The sequence below is a fragment of the Mesorhizobium amorphae genome, assembly GCF_014843845.1.
GTDB classification, from domain to species: Bacteria; Pseudomonadota; Alphaproteobacteria; order Rhizobiales; family Rhizobiaceae; genus Mesorhizobium; species Mesorhizobium amorphae_A.
In genome coordinates, this window is sequence record NZ_JHQS01000126.1 from 48832 (window position 1) to 69930 (window position 21099).

Consider the following 21099-nt stretch of genomic DNA (forward strand, 5'->3'; position numbering starts at 1 on the left):
CCGCTGCGGGCGTGAGGGTGTCTCAGGCCTGCAGTGAAGATTCTTCCTTTGCCGGTTTGCGGGCGACGATCAGCGTCACCCCGGCGGTCTCCAGCATCTTGGCTTCGCGGTCCTCGATGCCGTCGTCGGTGATCACCGTGGCGATGCGCGTCAGGCCGCACAGGATCAGGCTGGAGCGCATGCGGAACTTCGAGGAGTCGACCAGCACCACCAACTCGTCGGCCTGGTCGATCAGCTTCTGCTCGGCCTGGATCAGCAGCGGGTCGCCTTCCATCAGGCCGAGCGGCCCCAGCCCCTGCGCGCCCATGAACATGCGGCGCGCGTAGAAATTGCGCGTCACGTCATTGTCGAAGGGCGACAGGATGATGTTCTGCTCGCGGTAGATGGTGCCGCCCGAAAGCATCACCGTGTTCTTGGAATGCTTGAGCAGGTGTTCGGCAATTGGGAAGGAATTGGTGAAGATCGGCATGCGGCGGCCGGTCAGGAAATGCACCATCTGGAAGGTGGTGGTGCCGCCATTGATGATGATCGGCTCGCCGTCCTTGCAGAGCTCGACCGCTTCCCTGGCGATCGCCCGCTTCTGCTGGGCATTGAGCGTCTCGTTGACGGAAAAGGGCCGGCCGGCCAGGCCGATGAACTGCGGCGGCGAGATGGCCTCGGCGCCACCGCGCACCCGGCGCAGGCGTTTTTGCACATGCAGGGCCGCGATATCGCGCCGGATCGTCGCCTCGGACGAGTCCGTCAGGTCGACCATTTCCTGCACCGTCACCACAGGTTTTTCCTGGACGGCGGACAGAATGATCCTGTGGCGCTCTTTCTCGTGCATGGTTCCTCCCTGCTTGAGCATCTAGGCACCCAAAACGCGCAGTGTCAATCATTTCCAATCATATATTTTCATTGTGCAGTGCAATATGATCGATATTGATCGTTTGTGATTGACAATCTCGCCGCTTCCGTAGACATTTGGCCAAGATCGACCGCACTGTTCGCGTGTCTCACGGGAGGATATTCAAATGCTCGACAAGCGCTCCGGCTCGCGCCTTGCCAATCTGTGGGATGACGCCAAGGCAGCGTCGATGAGCGAACCGGAACGCCTCGTCTACCGCTCGAACACGCTCGGTTCCGACAAGCGCGTCACCAATTATGGCGGCGGCAACACCTCGTCAAAGATCTGGCAGAAGGACCCGCTGACCGGCGAAAGCGTCGAAGTCTTGTGGGTCAAGGGTTCGGGCGGTGACAGCGCCTCCATCAAGCTCGACGGTTTCGCCACCCTCTACATGGACAAATTGCGCGCGCTGAAGGGCCTCTATCGCGGCCTCGCGCATGAGGACGAGATGGTGGGCTTCTTGCCGCACTGCACCTTCAACCTCAATCCGCGCGCCGCCTCGATCGACACGCCGCTGCATGCTTTCGTGCCGAGGCCCTTTGTCGACCATATGCACCCCGACGCCATCATCGCCATTGCCGCGGCCAAGGATTCCAAGGCGCTGACCAAAGAGATCTTCGGCGACGCCATCGGCTGGCTGCCCTGGAAGCGGCCGGGTTTCGAACTGGGTCTGTGGCTGGAGAAATTCTGCCTTGAACATCCCGCCGCCAAGGGCGTCATCCTCGAGAGCCATGGCCTGTTCACCTGGGGCGACACGCCGAAGGAATGCTACGAGACGACGATCGCGGTGATCAACCAGGCGATGGAGTGGTTCGAGCGCCGGTCGGAAGGCGTGGCGATCTTCGGCGGTGAAATCGTCAAATCGCTCGATGCGCAGGCGCGCCGCGCTGTGGCCGCAAAACTGATGCCGCGGATCCGCGGCCTGATCTCGGAGAAGAGCCACAAGCTCGGCCATTTCGACGATTCCGCCGCCGTGCTCGAATTCGTCAATTCCAGGGATCTGCGGCCGCTGGCAGCCCTCGGCACATCCTGCCCCGATCATTTCCTGCGCACCAAGATCCGGCCGCTGGTCATCGAGTTCGATCCGGCAAAACCCGATGTCGATGCCGTCATCGCGCGCCTCGCCGACGACATTGCTGCCTATCGTGTTGGCTACCAGGCCTATTACGACAGCTGCAAGCATGCCGACTCGCCCGCCATCCGCGATCCCAATGCCGTCGTCTATCTGATGCCGGGCGTCGGCATGTTCACATTCGCCGGCGACAAGGCGACCGCCCGCATTTCCGGCGAATTCTACGTCAACGCCATCAACGTCATGCGCGGCGCCTCGACCGTCTCGTCCTATGTGGGCCTGCCCGCACAGGAAGCTTTCGACATCGAATACTGGCTGCTCGAGGATCTGAAGCTGCAGCGCATGCCGAAGCCGAAGGCGCTGGCCGGCCAGATCGCTCTGGTCACCGGCGGCGCCGGCGGCATCGGCCGCGCCACCGCCAACCGCCTGCTGCGCGAAGGTGCCTGCGTGGTGCTGGCCGATATCGACGAGACGGCACTCGCTAGCGCCAACGACGAGTTGGCCAAGGCCTACGGCAAGGATTTCGTGCGCCCGGTGCTGATCAACGTCACATCGGAGGATCAGGTCGTTTCCGGTTTTGCCGAGACTTCGGTCGAATTCGGCGGCATCGACATTCTGGTGTCCAATGCCGGCCTGGCGTCCTCGGCGCCGATCGAGGACACGACGCTGGCGCTGTGGAACAAGAACATGGACATCCTGTCCACAGGCTATTTCCTCGTCTCGCGCGAAGCCTTCCGGCTGTTCCGCACCCAGAAGATTGGCGGCAACGTCATCTTCGTCGCTTCCAAGAACGGCCTTGCCGCATCGCCCAACGCCGCCGCCTATTGCACCGCCAAGGCGGCCGAGATCCATCTGGCGCGCTGCCTGGCGCTGGAGGGCGCTGAGGCGCAGATCAGGGTCAATGTCGTCAATCCGGACGCGGTCTTGCGGGGCTCGAAGATCTGGACCGGCGAGTGGAAGGAACAGCGCGCCGCCGCCTACAAGATGTCGACCGACGATCTGGAAGAGCACTACCGCTCGCGCTCGATGCTGAAGCGCTCGGTGTTTCCAGAGGACATCGCCGAAGCAATCTATTTCTTCGCTTCCGACATGTCGGCAAAATCGACCGGCAACATCATCAACGTCGACGCGGGCAACGCCCAGAGCTTTACGCGCTAGTCGATCGCGAGGCGCCGACGCCGCAGCGCTTCCCTTCTCCCCGTCTCTATACGGGGAGAAGGTGCCGGCAGGCGGATGAGGGGCGCCGGCCGAACACATATGGGAGGAACCACCGTGTCCGAAACCATCATCTCCGCCAAAATCGTCGACAAGGACAATGCCGCGCGTAAGGCCAACCTTGAGCGCGACTATCAATCACTCGGCGAGCGCCTCGACCGGCGCGGCATCGCTATCGACGCCATCCGCGACAAGGTGGAAAAATTCGCGGTGGCGATCCCGTCCTGGGGCGTCGGCACCGGCGGCACCCGCTTTGCCCGCTTTCCCGGCGCCGGCGAGCCGCGCGACATCTTCGACAAGATCGAGGACTGCGCCGTCATTCGCCAGCTGACGCAGGCAACGCCGACCGTCTCGCTGCACATCCCTTGGGACAAGGCCGATCCGAACCGGCTGAAGCAGGCCGCCTCCCGCTTCGGCCTCGGCTTCGACGCCATGAATTCCAACACCTTCTCGGACACGAAGGACCAGAAGCTGTCCTACAAATTCGGCTCGCTGTCGCACGCCGACGCCGGCACGCGCCGCCAGGCGGTCGAGCACAATCTCGAATGCATCGAGATCGGCAGGACGCTTGGCTCGAAGGCGCTGACGGTGTGGATCGGCGACGGCTCGAACTTCCCCGGCCAGGTCAATTTCGCCAGGGCGTTCGAGCGCTATCTCGAAGCCATGAAGGACATCTATGCCGGCCTGCCGGACGACTGGAAACTGTTCACCGAGCACAAGATGTACGAGCCGGCCTTCTACTCGACGGTCGTGCAGGACTGGGGCACCAACTACATGATCGCCAAGGAGCTAGGCGACAAGGCGTTCTGCCTGGTCGACCTCGGCCATCATGCGCCCAACGTCAACATCGAGATGATTGTGTCGCGGCTGATCCAGTTCAAGAAACTCGGCGGCTTCCACTTCAACGATTCCAAATATGGCGATGACGACCTCGACGCCGGTTCGATCGATCCCTACCGGTTGTTCCTGGTCTTCAACGAACTGGTCGATGCCGAGCTTTCCGGCGCCGAGGGGTTCGACCCCGCGCACATGCTCGACCAGAGCCACAACGTCACCGACCCGATCGAAAGCCTGATGCTGTCGGCGGTCGAAGTGCAACGCGCCTATGCCCAGGCGCTGCTGGTCGACCGCAAGGCGCTCGAAAGTTATCAGGACACCAATGACGCGCTGATGGCGACGCACACGCTAAAAGTGGCCTACCGCACCGACGTCGAGCCGATCCTGGCCATGGCGCGGCTGAAAACCGGCGGCGCCATCGATCCGGTCGCTGCTTATCGGGCGGCTGGCTATCGGGCGAAGGTCGCGGCGGAACGCCCGGCGGTCACAGGCGGGAGCGGCGGCATCGTCTGAGCCGAACCCTCAGCCGATATTGCCTCACCGGTTTGCTTTGTGAGATGGCCATTTTGTGAATGGACTCGATCCGTCTGAGAGGCTCTTCTAGGCGTCCCCCGCCCCGGAGAACCCCATGCCTCTCACCCGTCGGACACTGATCGCCGCCAGTCTTTCCATCACCTTCGTACTGGCGCCGTTGACGAGCGTCTTCGCCGCTTCGCCCCAGCCGGCGAAGGGCGAACACGGCATGGTGGTGACCGCCCAGCACCTGGCCTCGGAAGTCGGCGTCGAGGTGCTGAAGAAAGGTGGCAACGCCGTCGATGCCGCGGTCGCGGTCGGCTATGCGCTGGCCGTGGTGTACCCGAACGCCGGCAATATCGGCGGCGGCGGCTTCATGACCATCCGCTTCAAGGACGGCCGCTCGACCTTCTTCGATTTCCGCGAGCGTGCGCCGCTGGCCGCGACCAAGACCATGTATCTCGACAAGGACGGCAAGCCGGTGAAGGGCGCCAGCCTCGACGGCTACCTTGCGGTCGGCGTCCCGGGTTCTGTCGCTGGCCTTGAGATGGCGCGCGAAAAATACGGAACGCTGTCGCGGCAGGACCTGATGGCGCCAGCGATTGCCTACGCCAAGGACGGGTTCGTCCTCGATCAGGGCGATGCCGGCTTTTTTGCCCGCTACGCAGACCGGCTGGCGAAGGATCCGGCTGCGGCCGCCATCTTCCTGAAACCGGACGGCAAGCCCTATGGCATTGGTGAGCGGCTAGTGCAGCCGGACCTCGCCGCCTCGCTGTCTGCGATCTCCGAGAAGGGGCCTGACGCCTTCTATAAGGGCGCCATCGCCGACGCCATCGTCAAGGCAAGCAGCGCCAAGGGCGGCATTCTGGCCAAGCCGGATTTCGAGCAATACGCGGTGCGCGAGCTGAAGCCGGTGACCTGCAACTATCGCGGCTACGAGATCATTTCCTCGCCGCCGCCGAGTTCGGGCGGCATCATCATCTGCGAGATCCTCAACGTGCTGGAAGGCTACCCGCTGTCCTATCTCGGCGCCGGTTCGGCCGAGACGGTCCATGCCATGGTCGAGGCCATGCGTTACGCCTATGTCGACCGCAACTCGGCGCTTGGCGACCCGGATTTCGTCGACAATCCGGTCTCGAAGCTGCTCGACAAGGGCTACGCCAGGGACATCCGCGACAAGATCGATCCGTTCCGGGCCGGCGTCTCGCAGGATCTGATGCCGAAGGGTTTTGGCGAGAGCAAGGAAACCACGCACTATTCGATCATCGACAATGACGGCAATGCGGTGGCAGTGACCTATACGCTCAACGGCTCGTTCGGCGCCGGCGTCGTCGCCGACGGCACCGGCATCCTGCTCAACAACGAGATGGACGATTTCACCCAGAAGCCGGGCGTGCCTAATCTCTATGGGCTCGTCCAGGGCGAGGCCAACGCCATCCAGCCGAGGAAGACGCCGCTATCCTCGATGAGCCCGACCGTGGTGGCCAAGGACGGCAAGCCGTTCATGGTCATCGGCAGCCCCGGCGGCTCGCGCATCATCACCATCACTCTGGAAGCGATCGTCAATGTCGTCGACCACGGCATGAACATCCAGGAGGCCATCGACGCGCCGCGCATCCACCATCAGTGGCTACCCGACACGGTCTATGTCGAACCGTTCGGACTGTCGCCCGACACCGAGAAACTGCTTGCCGGCATGGGCTATCATCTCGATCTCGGCGATACGACCTGGGGCCAGGCTGCCGGCATACTGGTCGGCGGCAAGAGCCTGGCGGAGATCGAGAAAGGCGGCGGCGCCCGCTATAATGGCGCCATCGACAGCCGCGCCTCATCCGGCGAGGCGCTTGGGTATTAGACTCGTCCAGGTGCGCTGAGATTCAGGTCAGGTGACCAGCGTGATCGTCGACGCAATCAGCAGCACGGCCGCGATGCCGACGAACAGGGCATAAATTCGCGGCCGGTCGAGCAGCAGCGCGTTGCCCGATATCCAGGCCGAGGTGGCGCCGCCAAGCGCGAACAGGAAGCCGTTGCGGTGCCCGAAGGTCATCGAAGCGGCCATCAGCCCACCGATGATCAGGGCGCCGAACACGATGATGACGGCGACGGCATATTTCTCGAAATCGTTGCCGCTGCCCATTGCCGGTCCGATCGTGTTCAGATTCGGCAGGTCGTCCGGATCGAAGGGGTTGGCCGAGCCGTATTCGTCTTGACCGATGGATTCGCGCATCACTCGTTCTCCGCTGAGCGGCAACAAACCATCAACGCTTGCCGAGCGCAACCGACAACGCCACCCGCGGCGATATGTTCGCCGCCCTCTGGTGCCAACGTGCCACGGTTTGCCGGCCAAGCTCAACGGTCAGATCGGCGATATGGTTCCACAGGCTTGATCTACTTGGAGAAATCGCTGCGCACGATGCCGTGCCGCTGCAGCTTGTCGTAGAAGGTCTTGCGCGGAATCCCCAGCGCCTCGATCGTGCGCCTGACGTCGCCGTCATTGCGGCCAAGCGTCTCGCGGATGATGTCGGCCTCGTAGCGCTCCAGCCGCTCCGGCAACGGCATGGCGTCGTCCAGCTCCACCGGCGCGGCGGCCCGTGCTTCGCCTCCTTCTTCCAACCCGAGCACGAAGCGCTCAGCAAAATGCGCCAGTTCCCGTACATTGCCCGGCCAGTCATGCTCCCTGAGATGGCGCTGGACGGCGGCCGGCACGGCCGGCACCGAACGCCGGAAACGGGTGGCGGCGCGCTCGGCGAAATAACCGAACAGGAGAAGAATATCGTCGCGGCGCTCGCGCAGCGGCGGGATCGAGATCGTCACCACGTTGAGCCGGTAATAGAGGTCCTCGCGAAAGGCGCCGCGCTGGCTGGGATCGCCGAGATCGACCTTGGCGGCCGCGACGACGCGCAGGTCGACCGGCCGCACCTCGTTGGTGCCGAGCGGCGTCACCTCGCGCATTTCCAGCACCCTCAGCATCTGCACCTGCGTCGACGGCGGCATGCTTTCGATCTCGTCGAGGAACAGCGTGCCGCCGCTGGCATGCTCGATGCGGCCGATCCGCTTCTTCTGCGCGCCGGTGAAGGCGCCGGCCTCGTGGCCGAACAATTCGCTCTCGATCACGGTTTCCGGCAGTGTGCCGCAATTCAGCGCCACGAAATTGCCCTTGGCGCGGCGGCTCCAGCTGTGCAAGAGGCTCGCGACCACCTCCTTGCCGGAACCGGTTTCGCCGGTGACCAGCACGTCGACATCGGTGTCGGCGATTTGCCTGAGCGTGCGGCGCAGCCTTTCCATCGCCGGCGTTTGGCCGATCAGCGGCAGGCTGTCCTGCGCCTGCTCGGCCGCCTCGCGCAAGGCCCGGTTCTCCATCACCAGGCGGCGCTTTTCCGCCGCGCGCCACACACTTTGCGCCAGCTTGTCGGCGGCAAAAGGCTTGGTGATGAAGTCGTAGACGCCGTCTCTGATCGCCTTCACGGCCATGGCGATGTCGCCGTGCCCGGTGATCAGGATCACCGGAATGTCCGGGTCCAGTTCCAGGATGCGGTCGAAAAGCTGCAGGCCGTCGATCTCCGGCATGCGGATGTCGGACACCACGACGCCGCCAAAGCCGGCATCGAGCCCGGCCAGCGCCTTGGCCGCCGAGGAAAAGGCCGACACCGAAAACCCGGCCAGCTCCAGCGTCTGCCTTGTGGCCTTCAGCAGATCGATGTCGTCGTCGATCAGGATGACCGGTACGGGATCGTTGCTCGTCATGCTGCTTTCGCAAGATGGATGGTGAAACGGGTGCCGCGGTCGTCGCTTGCAACCTCGATGCGTCCGCCATAGTCGGCGACGATGTCCTTCGAAATGACGAGCCCGAGCCCGAGGCCTTTTTCCTTCGACGTGTTGAACGGCGTGAACAGCGACTTGAGGATTTCGGGCGGAATGCCCGGCCCGTTGTCCGACACATTGACGGTCACGCCGTCAGCCGTCTCCTCGGCCGACACCTCGACCCTGGCGTTCTCGCGGCCGTCAAGCGCTTCCAGCGCATTCTGGAACAGGTTGATCAGCACCTGTTCGAGCCGGATCCGGTTGCCCCTCACCTTGAGGCCCGGTGGTGGCGGCGTGATATCAAGCGCGTCGAGCCGGCCGGCAAAGCGGCTTCGAAGCAGCACCACCGCGCCCTCGATGACACCCTTGAGTTCGACCGGCTCGGCCGCGGTTCGGCCCTTGCGGGCAAAGGCTTTCAATTCCTCGGTGATGGTGCCGATGCGTTCCGTAAGTGCGGCGATGGCGCCGAGATTCTCTTCGGCCGGTACGGTCTGCTTCCTGTCGAGGAAGACGCGGGCATTGTCGGCATAGGCGCGGATCGTGGCGACCGGCTGGTTGATCTCGTGCGCGACGCCGGCGGCGACCTGGCCGAGGATGGCCAACCGGTTCGCCTGCACCAGCTCCTGCTGCACCACCTGCAGCTTGGCTTCCGTACTGCGATGGCCGGTGATCTCGGCCTGCAGCCGGTCGCGGGCGCGGCTCAGATCCTCGGTGCGCTCGACGACGCGGCGTTCGAGTTCGGTGCGCGCCGCTTGTTCGGCGGCGATGCGCATCTGCGCCGACTGCCGGCGCCACAAAAGATAGGCGGCAAGGCCAATGAGTGGACCGATGACGCCAAGCGCCAGAAGCCGCATTTCACGCTGAGCTGCAGCAATCGGCGCCTCCGCCGGAACGAGATAGTCTAGTCGCCATGGCGTCGAGGCGATCGGCGTCGAGAGCCTGAGATATTCGGCTTCGCTGCCGCCTGGCGTGATCGCATGGACGAGCGCGACGTCGGCGCTTAAGGCTTGCGGCCGATTGATCGGCAGCGGCACCAGCGGCGCGTCGCCGAACTGCTGGCTGTTGCGGATTTCGCCAAGCACGGGTTGGCCAAGCGGTGCCGTCGTCATGAAGCGCCAGGAAGGTACGCTGGTGATCAGCACGACGCCATGATCATCGCTGACATAGGCCGGGCGGTTCGCCTCGTGCCAGTCGACCTCGAGCTGGTCGAACTCCATCTTGACGACAACGACGCCGAGGGGTGCCGAGGCGCCGCCGACGCGGCGTGAAATGTAAAGGCCCGGACGCTTGCTGACATTGCCGAGCGCGAAATATTCCGCGGTGCCGGTCTGCATCGCGCCAGAAAAATAGGCGCGAAAACCATAGTCGTTGCCAACGAAGCTTGTCGGCTCACGCCAGTTGCTGGAGGCGATGGCCAGGCCGTCTATGCCGGTGACGTAGAGCACCGAGGCCTTGGTGCCGGAGACCAGCCCTTCGAGCTTGCGGTTCAAAACGTCGATTGCCACCGGGTTGCGCTCAGTCAGCGCGTCACGCACCTGCTGGTCCTCCGACAGAAGCAGAGGCAGCGCGCGCGGGTTCTCCAGCACCGCGCGCAGCAGCGCGACCTTCAGATTGGCGTCGGTGCGCCCTTGCGCCGCCAGTGCCCGGATTTCGGTGCTGCGGCCATAGAGGCCGGCGCCGTAAAGCGCCGCCGCGGTGATTGCGAGCGCCGCAGCTGCGAACAACAGCCAGGCCCGGCGCGCCCGCTTGCCGAGTTGCTCGGGCGTCGAAGACAGGACTTGAGCTGGGGCAGCGGCGGGGCGTTGCAGCATGGCCTATCTGTGCATGATTTCGCACAAAGCACAATTCGACTTATGCGGATGGCCGCACGTCGCGATATGGCAATGCATCGATCGAGCAGAAAATGTTCAATAAAATCAATCGGAAGAGCTCACAAGCAGAAACTGGCACGCCTGTTGCAGTCTCATTCGCAGCAGCCGCGAGGCTGTTGGAGGTCAACGCCCCGGGAGGTCGAGGGTTCGATCGGGGCACAATGGAGGACGTCATGCAGACAGCATTCGCTGCCGCCGAACCGCGCGGCAAAGTTCCCTTTTACCGGCATCTTTACGTGCAGGTGCTTACCGCCATCGCCGCCGGCATCCTGCTCGGCCATTTCTATCCCGAATTAGGCGCGTCGTTGAAGCCGCTCGGCGACGCCTTCATCAAGCTGGTCAAGATGGTGATCGCGCCGGTCATCTTCCTGACGGTCGCAACCGGCATCGCCGGCGTTTCCGACCTGCAGAAGGTCGGCCGAGTCGCCGGCAAGGCGATGATTTATTTCCTGTTCTTCTCGACGCTGGCGCTCGTCGTCGGCCTCGTCGTCTCCAATGTCGTCCAGCCCGGTGCCGGCATGCACATCAATCCGGCGACACTCGATGCCACCAAGGTGACGACCTTCACCGAGAAGGCGCATGACACGACCATCGTCGGCTTCCTGATGAACATCATCCCCGACACCATCACCGGCGCCTTCGCCCAGGGCGATATCCTGCAGGTGCTGTTCTTCTCGGTGCTGTTTGGCGTTTCTCTCGCCTTGGTCGGCGATCGCGGCCGCCCGGTGGTCGATTTCCTGCAGGCGCTGACCACGCCGATCTTCCGCCTGGTCGCCATCCTGATGAAGGCCGCACCCATCGGCGCCTTCGGCGCCATGGCCTTCACCGTCGGCAAATACGGCATCGCCTCGATCGCCAATCTCGCCATGCTGATCGGTACCTTCTACCTGACTGCTTTCCTCTTCGTGATTGTGGTGCTCGGCGCCGTTGCCCGCTACAACGGCTTCTCGATCCTGGCGCTGATCCGCTACATCAAGGAAGAGCTGCTGCTGGTGCTCGGCACTTCGTCCTCGGAAGCGGCACTTCCCGGTCTGATGGCCAAGATGGAGCGCGCCGGCTGCAACCGCTCGGTGGTCGGCCTGGTCGTCCCGACCGGCTATTCCTTCAACCTCGACGGCACCAATATCTATATGACGCTGGCCGCCCTGTTCATCGCCCAGGCGACCGACACGCCGCTCACCTTCGGCGACCAGATACTGCTGCTGTTGGTTGCGATGCTGAGCTCCAAGGGTGCCGCCGGCATCACCGGCGCCGGCTTCATCACGCTGGCGGCCACGCTTTCGGTCGTGCCGTCGGTGCCCGTCGCCGGCATGGCGCTGATCCTCGGCGTCGACCGTTTCATGTCGGAGTGCAGGGCGCTGACCAACTTCGTCGGCAACGCGGTGGCGACGATCGTCGTGGCGCGTTGGGAAGGCGAGCTCGACCAGACCAAGTTCGCTGCCGCGATGGCAGGCGATCTTCCGGAAGAGGCCGATCTCTCGCTGCCGGGCCTGCAGCCCGCCTGATCCTTCAGGCTTTCGCCTGTGCAGGCCGCAGCCGGTCACCGGCTGCGGCCTGTTCTTTTCACCGGCCGGCGCATAGGTTGATCTCAACCCGCCATGGCGAAAGGCCCGTGAATGAGCAGCGCGTTTCCCGAAATCTACCTGGTTCGCCACGGCGAGACGGAATGGAGCGCATCGGGCAAGCACACAGGCCGCACAGACATCCCGCTGACGGCTGCCGGCGAGGCTGCTGCACGTGGCGTGGCGGAGCGCCTCAAGGGCGCGTCGTTCCAGGCAGTCTGGTCGAGCCCGTCGCAGCGGGCCTACAACACCTGCACGCTCGCCGGCTTCGGCGCGGCCGGCGTCAAGAAAGACGATCTGCAGGAATGGGATTACGGCGCCTATGAAGGGCTGACCACCAAACAGATCCTTGCCGCGCGCCCCGGTTGGAATGTGTTTCGCGACGGCTGTCCGGGCGGTGAGATGGCAGCGGATGTCGGCGCCAGGGCCGACCGGATCGTCAGCGGCCTGCGAGCGACCGGCGGCAACGTGCTGGTATTTTCGAGCGCGCATTTCCTGCGGGTGCTTGCGGCGCGCTGGCTCGGCCTGCCGCCGCAGGACGGCGCCTTGCTGGTGCTGGACACCGCAAGCCTCAGCACGCTCGGTTACGAGCACGACCTTACCGAACCGGTTATCCGCAGGTGGAACCAGAAGTAGCAGGCTGTCGGCAGCCGCGTACCCGTAGCTCAGTTCGCTAGCATCGCCCGTTCCTCGGGAGTGATGTGCCGCGCCTTGCCTTTGGCGAGATCGCCAAGCTGCAAGGACCCGATCGCCACCCTTACCAGCCGCAACACCTCGACATCGAAGGCGCCGAGCAGCCTGCGAATCTGGCGATTGCGACCCTCGTCGAGCACGATTTCCAGCCATGCCGTGCGGCCGCCGCTGCGCAGCATCTCGATCGATCGGGCCGTCAGCAGCTCGCCGTCGACGACCGCGCCTTCGCGAAACCGCGCCAGCATCGCCTCGTCTGGCTGGGTGCCGATCTGCACGTGATAGGTCTTGGCGACATGCGAGGCGGGATCGAGCAGACCATTTCCCCAATGCGTGTCGTTGGTCATCAACAGAAGGCCTTCGCTCGCCTTGTCGAGGCGGCCGACCGGCGACACGAAGGGCAGGTCGAGCCCAATCAGGCAGTCATAGACCGTATCTCGATCCTGCGGGTCGTCCCGGGTGGTGACCAGGCCGCGCGGCTTGTTGACCATCAGATAGACCTTGCGCTCGGCAACGACGCGCTCACCGTCGACGGTGATGCGGTCGCGGCCGGGATCGACGCGCAGCGATCCGTTGCGTACCACCTTGCCGCCGACCCGCACCCGCCCCTCGGCGACCAGCGCCTCGGCCTGCTTGCGCGAGCACAGCCCAAGCTTCGACAGCGCGCGGCAAAGGCTGACCCCGGCGGGAGGTGGTCGGCGGGCGATGTTGGGCGGCCGTGTCATGCGTTAGTGGGTCTTCTTCCCGGTGGTCAGCGACAGATGCCATGCGCGGCGATCGTTGCGCAACCCGCCCGGGGCATACCGCGAGAGCGCCGCGCGATTCCACGTTTCGAACATTGTTGGCCGGTCTGGTCACTCTTGAATGTTGACTATGAAAGTCATGTTTTATAGTCAGCTTGGTACCGGCGGCTGCAGCCGGGTTTGTAAGATCGCGGCGCAGAGGGAGACCAGGATATTGCCGGAGAATGACAGGCGGGCGGCCAGACGCGGCGGCATGACCCGGCGAGGCGCGCTTGGGCTTTTCCTGCTGCCCTTCGCGGGCTCGCTTTCCGCCGCGCCGCGCCCCCTGCGCATCGTCTGCCTCGACGCCGGGCTTACCGAGACCTTGTTGATGCTCGGCGTCCGGCCGGTCGCCATTGCCGACCGCGAAGTCTGGGAGAAATGGGTTGTCGAGCCACCGCTGCCGCCGGAGATCGCCGATGTCGGCACGCTGCTTGAGCCCAACCTCGAATTCCTGCAGCAATTGCGTCCGGATGTCATCCTGGCCATCCCCTATCTGGACGGCATCAAGCCGCTGCTCGAGCGTGTCGCGCCGGTGACGACCATCGGCATCTACACCGAGGAGGGCCGGCCCTATCAGCTTGCCGTCGAGGCGACCCGGCAACTGGCGCGGCTTGTCGGCAAGCAGGAAGAAGGCGAGGCGCTGATTGCCGCGACTGAGGCCGGGTTCTCGGAAATCCGGCAGCAGCTGGCGCCATTGTCGGCGCGGCCGCTCTACATCGTCAACTTTATGGATCCGCGCAATGTGCGTGTCTATGGCCGGCAGAGCCTGTTCCAGGATGTGTTCGACCGCATCGGCATCCGCAACGCCTGGACGGGCGACACCAACTATTGGGGCTTTGCCACGATGGGCCTGGACGGCCTCGCCACCGCAAGTGACGCGCGGTTGGCCTACATGGAGCCCCTGCCCGACGGCGCCGGCGGTACGCTGACCGAAAGCCCGGTCTGGAACGCCATGCCCTTCGTGCGCAACCGCTCGATCATGCGCCTGCCGGCCGTGCTGATGTTCGGCGCGCTGCCGTCCGCAGCCCGCTTCGCGCACGAGCTGGCCAAGGCGATGACCGGAGATGCCGCGCATGGCTGACGACACTGTCGCCCAGGGTGGCAGGCGCGCCAGTGGGACATGGCCGCGCCGCCTATCCGCCGGCCAGCCGCTCGGCGCCATCCTGCTCTGCATAGTGCTCTCGGCCGCCGCGACCGCTGCCACGCTCTCCAATCTTGCCGTGCAATTGCCGCCGGCGCTCTGGCTCGACGCGCTCGGCACGCCTGATGTCGCGGATATGCGGCTGGTGCTCGTCCACTATGCCTTCCTGCCGCGGCTGGCCATCAGCCTGCTCTGTGGCGCAGCACTTGGGCTCGCCGGAACCGTTCTGCAGCAGGTGCTGCGCAACCCTTTGGCCTCGCCGGAAACGGTCGGCGTCTCGGCCGGCGCCCATCTGGCGCTGGCGCTCGCGACGCTTGCCGCGCCGTCCTTGCTCGCCTTCGGCCGCGAATGGGTGGCGCTGGCCGGCGCTTTCGTCGCGATTGCCGCGGTTGTCGCTCTGTCCTGGCACAAGCGCCTGTCGCCGCTCTCCGTCGTGCTCGCTGGCCTGGCCGTCAGCCTTTATGCCGGCGCCATCGGCGCTGCCCTCATCGTGTTGCGGCATGAATGGCTGGCCAGCCTGTTCATCTGGGGTGCCGGCTCGCTCGGCCAGCAGGACTGGACGACGATGCTCTGGCTGCTGCCGCGCCTCGCTGCCGCCGCCGTCGCCATCGGCCTGATGGTCCGTCCGCTGACCTTGCTCGGCCTTGAAGACGAACGCGCCCGCAGCCTTGGCCTGCCGCTCGGCGTCTACCGTGTCGCCGGGCTCGGCGCGGCGGTGGCGCTCATTGCTTTCGTCGTTGCCGCCGTCGGCGTCATCGGCTTCGTCGGCCTGGCCGCCGCCACGCTCGCCCGCATCGGCGGCGCCCGTCGCCTCGGCCAGCGGCTGCTCATGGCACCGCTCGTCGGCGCGGTTCTGCTCTGGGCTGCCGACCAGGCGGTGCAATTGGCGACCGGGCCGCAGGGCGACCTGTTGCCGACCGGCGCCATCACGGCACTTCTCGGCGCGCCCCTTCTGCTGTGGTTGCTGCCACGCCTTGCACTGGCCTCGGAAGCCCCGGCGCTGACCGCAGAGCATCTGCCTCGAAGCCACCGGCCCGGCCTGGTGCTGGCGGCGCTCGGCCTGTCCTTGGTTGTGCTGGTCGGGCTTGCCTTGCTGCTGGGGCCGGGGCCGCATGGCTGGAGTTTTGCTGTCGGCGATCAGCTTCAGTCCTTGCCGTCATGGCGCTGGCCGCGCGTCACGGCGGCGCTTTCCGCCGGCGCCATGCTGGCGCTGGCGGGGCTGATGATGCAGCGGCTGACCGGCAATCCGATGGCCAGCCCCGAAGTGCTCGGCATCAGCGCCGGCGCCGCGCTCGGCATGGTGCTGGCGCTGTTTTTAGTCTCCGATCCCGGCCGCCCTGTCCAGACCGCCGCCGCCACCGCCGGCGCCTTCGCCGCCCTGCTGGTCACGCTGACGCTCGGCCGCCGCGCCGCCTATGCGCCCGAGCGGCTGCTCTTGGCCGGCGTCGCGCTGACGGCGCTGTTCGACGCGCTGATCCTGGTGCTGACCGCCACCGGCGATCCGCGCGCCATGCTGCTGCTCAACTGGCTGACCGGCTCGACCTATGGTGTCGATGTGGGTTCGGCGCTGCTGACTTCGGCCATCGCGCTTTGCCTGTTCCTGCTCGCGCCTGCCTTCATCCGCTGGCTGGACATGCTGCCGCTCGGCGCGCCTGCCGTACAAAGCCTTGGCATCGACCTGCGCAAGACGCGGCTGCTGGTGCTGCTGATGGTCGCCGCACTCACCGCCGCCTCGACCCTGATCGTCGGTCCGCTGACCTTCATCGGCCTGATGGCGCCGCATCTCGCCCGCCGCCTAGGGCTGGCGCGCGCGCTGCCGCAGGCCCTGGGCGCGGTGCTGGCAGGCGCGCTGATCATGGTTGCCGCCGACTGGATCGGCCGCACCGCCATCTTCCCGCGCCAGATCCCGGCCGGCCTCGTCGCCACGCTGATCGGCGGCCCGGTGCTGATGTGGCTGCTGCGCCGCCGCTGACTCTTTGTTCCTCGGGAGATCTCCATGTTCCAGTCGATCGCGACGCCAGCCTTGATCGCCGACACCACGGTCCACGATTTCGTTCCCACCACGGGCGGCGAGCCCTGGCGGATCTTCCTGCATGTGCCGCCCGGTGAAGCCCCCGAGGCCGGCTGGCCGGTTCTCTACATGACCGACGGCAACGCCGTCATCGGCACCGCCGTCGATGCCATGCGCGCGCAATCGGGCTACCCCTCGGGCACCAACGTCGAAGACGGGGTCATAGCCGCCATCGGCTATCCCGTCGCCGGCGCCTATGATCCGCTCAGGCGCTCCTGGGATCTTGGCCCGCCGCCCGGCAAGACCTATCCGCCTTTCCACGAAGGCGGCCCCGAGGTGCGGACCGGCGGCGCCGAAAAATTCCTCGCCTTCATCGAGGACGAGCTGAAGCCGTTCGTGGCGAGCCGCGCCAGGATCGACGCTGGCCGGCAGGCGCTCTACGGACACTCCTTCGGTGGCCTGTTCGCGCTCTATGCGCTGTTCACCCGCCCGCGCGCCTTCAGCACCTGGATTGCGGCGAGCCCGGCCATCTATTGGGAAGACCGCGCCATCGACCGGTTTCTCGAAACATTCGAGACCGCCGTGCCGGACGGCTTGAGCGCGCAGGTGATCCTGTCGGCCGGCGAATACGAGACCGAAAAACTGGCACCGTTTCAGATCGGCGCCGCCGACGAGCAGAAGCGCCTGGAGCAGAAAAAGGTAACCCGCACCGACGAATTCGCCCGGGCAATGGCCGAGCGCCTCGACGCCATCCCGAGCTTGCGCGCCAGCTTCGAATTGCACGCCGGCGAAAACCACATGTCGATCCTGCCGGTCACCGTCAACCGCGCGGTGCAGACGGCGTTTGCGGTGCAACGGGGAGATGGCCGCTAGAGCAATCCAGGAAAGTGCGTAGCGGTTTTCCGAGCGGAATTGCGTAAAAAACAAAGAGCTGGAGCAGTTCAAAGATTCAATCAATCGTTGAACTGCTCCAGCGGCCCGACCAAGGCCCGCAGCGTTGCAACGCGCTGTGATTGCTAGCCGCCGCGAGCCGGTGGCAGTTCGAACAAAGTAGCGCCATTCTCCTGGCCGCGTTCGACATAGCCGATGATCCGGAACCATTTGGCGACGTCGGCTCTCTGCAGCCAGCTGCGCGAGCGAATGGGGAGGTTGCCGGCCAGCGCCTGGATATGGCGAATGTGCCGCTTGCAGAAGCGGATAGTGGCGGCGCTGAAGAAACCCTCCTGCGCGGCAAACAGCGTATCGGCGGCGTCGCTATGCTCGTTCCAGGCGATGATCGCCACCGTCCTTTCGCCCTCGACAAGGGCATGGGCACGGCCTTCCTTCAAATTCATCATCAGATTGTCGTAGGCGGCCTTGCTGTCCTTGCCGGCCGCCACATACTCGTCCGATATCCGCTTGGACAAACCGCGGAAAACACTCTCGAGATCGCCGACCGTAGCTGCGCGTGCTCTCATTTCTCCTCCTGCAGCCCCGGCAGGCAGTTTGCCCTAGGGATCGGGGATCACCAAGCAAATCAAATCCGCCAATCGGCCGATGCGAGCAAAGTGATTTCAGCGGGTGAGGCCGGCGAATACGCGGCCGAAAGGCTGGCGCTGTTTCAGATCGGCGCCGCGGACGAGAAAAGCGCCTGGCTGACCGCATCGACAAATTCTCGCGAGCCATGGCCGAGCGCCTCGACGCCTTCCCGGCCTCAGCGCAGGAAACTGTTGGGGGTCAATGGTAGTCGGTCGCGTAGCTTCTCCATCCGATGGCGCCAGTCCAGGCGCAGGGTGGCTTACCTTGGCCGTGCTGAGGGTGAACGTATCCGCCAACCTGGCGCTTGGGTTCGCGCAGACCTATCCATCGGGTGAGCAAATCCAAGGCCGAACATCTATGTCAGCCTGATCACTCTGCCTGCAGCGTCGAGGTGGCATCTGATTCGCGCCTGCCGGATCTCGGCGCCACCTTGCCTTGCATAATGTATGCGAACTGCAATCGGGGCCGAGACTGCGCCCCGACTCAGACGGCGTAGGGAGCCTGCGCTCATCGCACGTACATTCACGACACCAAACGGAATAGCGGCCAACTCAATCGCCTCACGGCAGGCGCGAACCATTGCACCCGGCGTGCCCGGTATCGCTTCAATTGTCGTCACGGCCGATGAGCGACCGCTCCTGGGCCAGAGGATGCGTGGCAGGACGATGGATTTTGGTGCGCCTGCGGCAGCGGCCGCCGTGGCGGCGGGAGCACCGGGGGTATCGCCTGGAGGGGTGCTTGCTGAGCTACTATCCGACGAGGCGTCTTCCCCACTAACTTGGCCGCTCGTTCCAACGCTCGCGCCGCCGAGTTGGCCGCTGGCTCCAACGCTTGCGCCGACCGAGCCGTTGCCAGTTCCGACCGAAGCTCCGGCGTCTGCTCCTCCTACGCTACCGACGTCCGCGCCAACACCGACTGACGCCCCGTTCTGGCCGACGCCCACACTGGCGCCCACCCCGACATTGCCCGCCCGGGCGCCAACTCCCGCCTCGAGGGCCATGGCAGGCTCGATCGCGATCGCAATCGAGAAAGCGGCCGCGAGATATTTGCTCATCGCAATCCTCCGTTCCCCGGCTGTCATTGGCGCAATCCCTCAGCCGGCGGCCGCGTGGGAAGCAGCGCGTCTGGCAGCACGATCGTCATCAGGCGAGCGGCTCGCGACTTGCGCACTTCCGCGCTGCCGACTTCCTGCTGCCCCGAGTTTGGCGACGATCTGCGCTGAGACGCGCGCGCGCTTGCGCGATCGATGGGGCGTGCCTTTGCTGCGTTTTCGACCTGCGAGGTGCGACGCTCAGCCGAGCGCCTAAGGGCGTCGACCTCCTTGCGTGCCGAAGCGAGGTCGCGGGCCAGGCCAATGGCCTTTTCGCGCTCCTGCTCCCACGCCTCCTTGAACGCCGTCGATATCCGGGTCAATTCCTTCTTTGCCGCGTCGCGTTCCTGCCGAGCGGTTTCAAGATCGCTCGCAAGCGAGCTGGCTCTTTCGCGTTCCCGTGCGAGCGCCTGCCCAGCTTGCCTTGCAGCAGCGTCGGCAAGCTGCCGGCCCTGGATGGCGCCGGCCTGCGTTGTTGCTGCCAGCTTCGCGCTTGCCTCCAGAGCTTCGATGGATTGACGGGCCTCGGCGATATCACGCTCCAGGAGCGCGACCTTCCGGCGCTCCTCTTCAAGCGCCCGCCTCGTCCCGGCCAGAGACACTTCCGCGGTGTTGCGCGCGGCTTCGGCAAGCTGCCGGCCCTGGATAGCGCCGGCCTGCGTCGTCGCTGCCAGCTTCGCGCTTGCCTCCAGCGCTTCGATGGACTGACGGGCCTCGGCGATAACACGCTCCAGGAGCGCGACCTTCCAGCGCGCCTTTTCAAGCGCCCGCCTCGTCCTGGCCAGAGACGCTTCCGCGGTATTGCGCGCCGCTTCGGCAAGCTGCCGGCCCTGGATGGCGCCGGCTTGCGTTGTCGCTGCCAGCTTCGCGCTTGCCTCCAGCGCTTCGATGGACCGACGGGCCTGCGCGATATCTCGCTCCAGGAGCCCGATCTTCCGGCGCTCCTCTTCAAGCGCCTGCCTCGTCCCGGCTAGAGACGCCTCAGCGGTTTTGCGTGCCGCGACGCCCTCGGCAGCAAGTTCCCGGCCGGCCGCCGCCAGTTCACGGGGCAGATCTTCCCCATGCGCGCTGCTGGTCTTGATTGCATCGATATCCTGTTGCGTGAGGAAACTCTGTTCATTTGCTGCGCGTTCGCGTTCAGCCAGGTCGCGCTCCTCCTTTGCCAGGACCTGCGAGGCAAGCGCCTGGGCGCGAGCTGCCTCGAGTTCCATGCGAGCGGCGCTCAGACCACGCCTCAACGCGTCGACCCAGGATCGCTCGAGGGCTCGCTTCTGTTCCGCAGCAGCAGAATCCATCTGGGCGCCATTCGGCTGCGAGACTGTGACGGGAGGTTTCGTTTCTGACGGAACGAGTGCGATTGCTGCAAATCCAAACAGCACCAGGCAAATCGGAATGAAGGGCAGCGGGGCGGCGCCCGACTGCTTGCGCTCGTCATGAAACAACGCAGCTATCGCGTGTGCTCCGTCAGGAGAGTGGCCGAGGGGCGTGGAAGCCCAGTTGGATCTCCGCCCGTGATCCATTGCGGATCCTCCATGGGTCGACCGCACTGGTGAAACGCTTGCCTGTGGCGTCAGGGCAGCTGACGCAAACTCAAGCGCCCCGCGCTACCGCGCCAGGCAACCCTCAGGCATGTCATTCAAGCTATCAAAGGCATGTAGGGGCAGTAAGTACCGAATAAGGGGTAGTGGGATTCCCAAACTGCCCGCACAGCGTCTCCTAAAGTATCAACTATCACGGGCTTCGATGAGTTCCCTGTACGACGTCAAATCCTCAGCTCCGACGATTTTCGAGGACATGCGCTGCGGCGAGCACGTCAAAAGCGTCGCACGGCATCCTCACCAGGCTCCGCGATCCAATACATTCCGGATCCTTGGAGTCGCTGAATGCGTCTTTGACCCGAAGAAGCCGATCACAGACGACGCAGCCAGGTCGCCAGCGCCGCCACCATTCCTCCGCGATGAACTACGAGGGCGCGTTCGATCGCAGCGGATGCCTCTTCCGAGCCGCCACACTGCGGTTTGCAACATGGAAACAGCTATGGGTACGCCGCACCCGATTGCCAAAACCGTTGATTTTCTTGAGGAAAAAAATGGTGCCCAGAGGCGGA

Annotated in this window: 15 protein-coding genes; 8 read left to right on the top strand and 7 right to left on the bottom strand. The window is 64.9% G+C overall.

Features of this window, described 5'->3' with window-relative positions; all coding sequences use genetic code 11:
• Nucleotides 1-22: 22 nt before the first annotated feature.
• A complete protein-coding gene (locus DH08_RS32565) occupies nt 23-826 on the bottom strand; it encodes a DeoR/GlpR family DNA-binding transcription regulator (RefSeq protein ID WP_192183318.1) in 804 nt (267 codons plus the stop codon).
• A 187-nt stretch (nt 827-1013) separates the two neighbouring features.
• Between DH08_RS32565 and DH08_RS32570 the strand changes: the two genes are divergently transcribed.
• The 3 genes from DH08_RS32570 (at nt 1014) to ggt (ending at nt 6378) form a co-directional block, all read left to right on the top strand.
• Nucleotides 1014-3116, top strand: a complete 2103-nt coding sequence (locus tag DH08_RS32570) for a bifunctional rhamnulose-1-phosphate aldolase/short-chain dehydrogenase (protein ID WP_192183319.1) — start codon at nt 1014-1016, stop codon at nt 3114-3116.
• Nucleotides 3117-3230: 114 nt separating this feature from the next.
• On the top strand, nt 3231-4523 hold the full coding sequence (gene rhaI, locus DH08_RS32575) for an L-rhamnose catabolism isomerase (RefSeq protein ID WP_428339662.1): 1293 nt from the start codon (nt 3231-3233) through the stop codon (nt 4521-4523).
• Between the two features lie 115 nt (nt 4524-4638).
• Nucleotides 4639-6378 carry a gamma-glutamyltransferase gene (ggt, locus tag DH08_RS32580; protein WP_192183321.1) on the top strand — a complete coding sequence of 580 codons (1740 nt, stop codon included), beginning with the start codon at nt 4639-4641 and terminating at the stop codon, nt 6376-6378.
• Nucleotides 6379-6405: 27 nt separating this feature from the next.
• Here the strand turns inward: ggt and DH08_RS32585 are convergent, their stop codons facing one another.
• From DH08_RS32585 to DH08_RS32595, 3 genes are all read right to left on the bottom strand, one after another.
• Complete coding sequence (locus tag DH08_RS32585; protein ID WP_246801167.1) at nt 6406-6750, bottom strand: hypothetical protein; 345 nt, start codon at nt 6748-6750, stop codon at nt 6406-6408.
• A gap of 161 nt (nt 6751-6911) precedes the next feature.
• Nucleotides 6912-8267 (bottom strand): sigma-54-dependent transcriptional regulator, encoded by a 1356-nt coding sequence (locus DH08_RS32590; protein ID WP_192183322.1) that lies wholly within the window; start codon nt 8265-8267, stop codon nt 6912-6914.
• On the bottom strand, nt 8264-10135 hold the full coding sequence (locus DH08_RS32595; protein ID WP_192183323.1) for a sensor histidine kinase: 1872 nt from the start codon (nt 10133-10135) through the stop codon (nt 8264-8266). The genes DH08_RS32590 and DH08_RS32595 overlap by 4 nt, the downstream gene beginning before the upstream one ends.
• A gap of 233 nt (nt 10136-10368) precedes the next feature.
• On the opposite strand from DH08_RS32595, the gene DH08_RS32600 reads away from it, so the two are divergent.
• Together DH08_RS32600 and DH08_RS32605 are read left to right on the top strand one after the other, a co-directional pair.
• Nucleotides 10369-11700, top strand: coding sequence for a dicarboxylate/amino acid:cation symporter (locus DH08_RS32600; RefSeq protein WP_040582399.1), 1332 nt, complete (start codon nt 10369-10371; stop codon nt 11698-11700).
• Between the two features lie 111 nt (nt 11701-11811).
• Nucleotides 11812-12393, top strand: a complete 582-nt coding sequence (locus DH08_RS32605; RefSeq protein WP_192183324.1) for a histidine phosphatase family protein — start codon at nt 11812-11814, stop codon at nt 12391-12393.
• Nucleotides 12394-12422: 29 nt separating this feature from the next.
• Here DH08_RS32605 and DH08_RS32610 read toward each other — a convergent pair whose 3' ends face one another.
• Nucleotides 12423-13172, bottom strand: coding sequence for a pseudouridine synthase (locus DH08_RS32610; protein ID WP_192183325.1), 750 nt, complete (start codon nt 13170-13172; stop codon nt 12423-12425).
• Nucleotides 13173-13443: 271 nt separating this feature from the next.
• On the opposite strand from DH08_RS32610, the gene DH08_RS32615 reads away from it, so the two are divergent.
• The 3 genes from DH08_RS32615 to DH08_RS32625 are packed head-to-tail and all read left to right on the top strand — an operon-like array spanning nt 13444 to nt 17257.
• Nucleotides 13444-14313: an ABC transporter substrate-binding protein gene (locus DH08_RS32615; protein ID WP_192183335.1), complete on the top strand. Its 870-nt coding sequence runs from the start codon at nt 13444-13446 to the stop codon at nt 14311-14313.
• Entirely contained in the window at nt 14306-16345 is a 2040-nt protein-coding gene (fhuB, locus tag DH08_RS32620; protein WP_192183326.1) for a Fe(3+)-hydroxamate ABC transporter permease FhuB, read from the top strand. Before DH08_RS32615 ends, fhuB begins: the two co-directional genes overlap by 8 nt.
• A gap of 24 nt (nt 16346-16369) precedes the next feature.
• Nucleotides 16370-17257 carry an alpha/beta hydrolase gene (locus DH08_RS32625; protein ID WP_192183327.1) on the top strand — a complete coding sequence of 296 codons (888 nt, stop codon included), beginning with the start codon at nt 16370-16372 and terminating at the stop codon, nt 17255-17257.
• A gap of 143 nt (nt 17258-17400) precedes the next feature.
• On the opposite strand, the gene DH08_RS32630 is transcribed toward DH08_RS32625, so the two are convergent.
• Both DH08_RS32630 and DH08_RS32635 read right to left on the bottom strand, forming a co-directional pair.
• Complete coding sequence (locus tag DH08_RS32630; RefSeq protein ID WP_192183328.1) at nt 17401-17841, bottom strand: hypothetical protein; 441 nt, start codon at nt 17839-17841, stop codon at nt 17401-17403.
• Nucleotides 17842-18979: 1138 nt separating this feature from the next.
• Nucleotides 18980-20203, bottom strand: coding sequence for a coiled-coil domain-containing protein (locus DH08_RS32635; RefSeq protein WP_210328986.1), 1224 nt, complete (start codon nt 20201-20203; stop codon nt 18980-18982).
• Nucleotides 20204-21099: the final 896 nt, after the last annotated feature.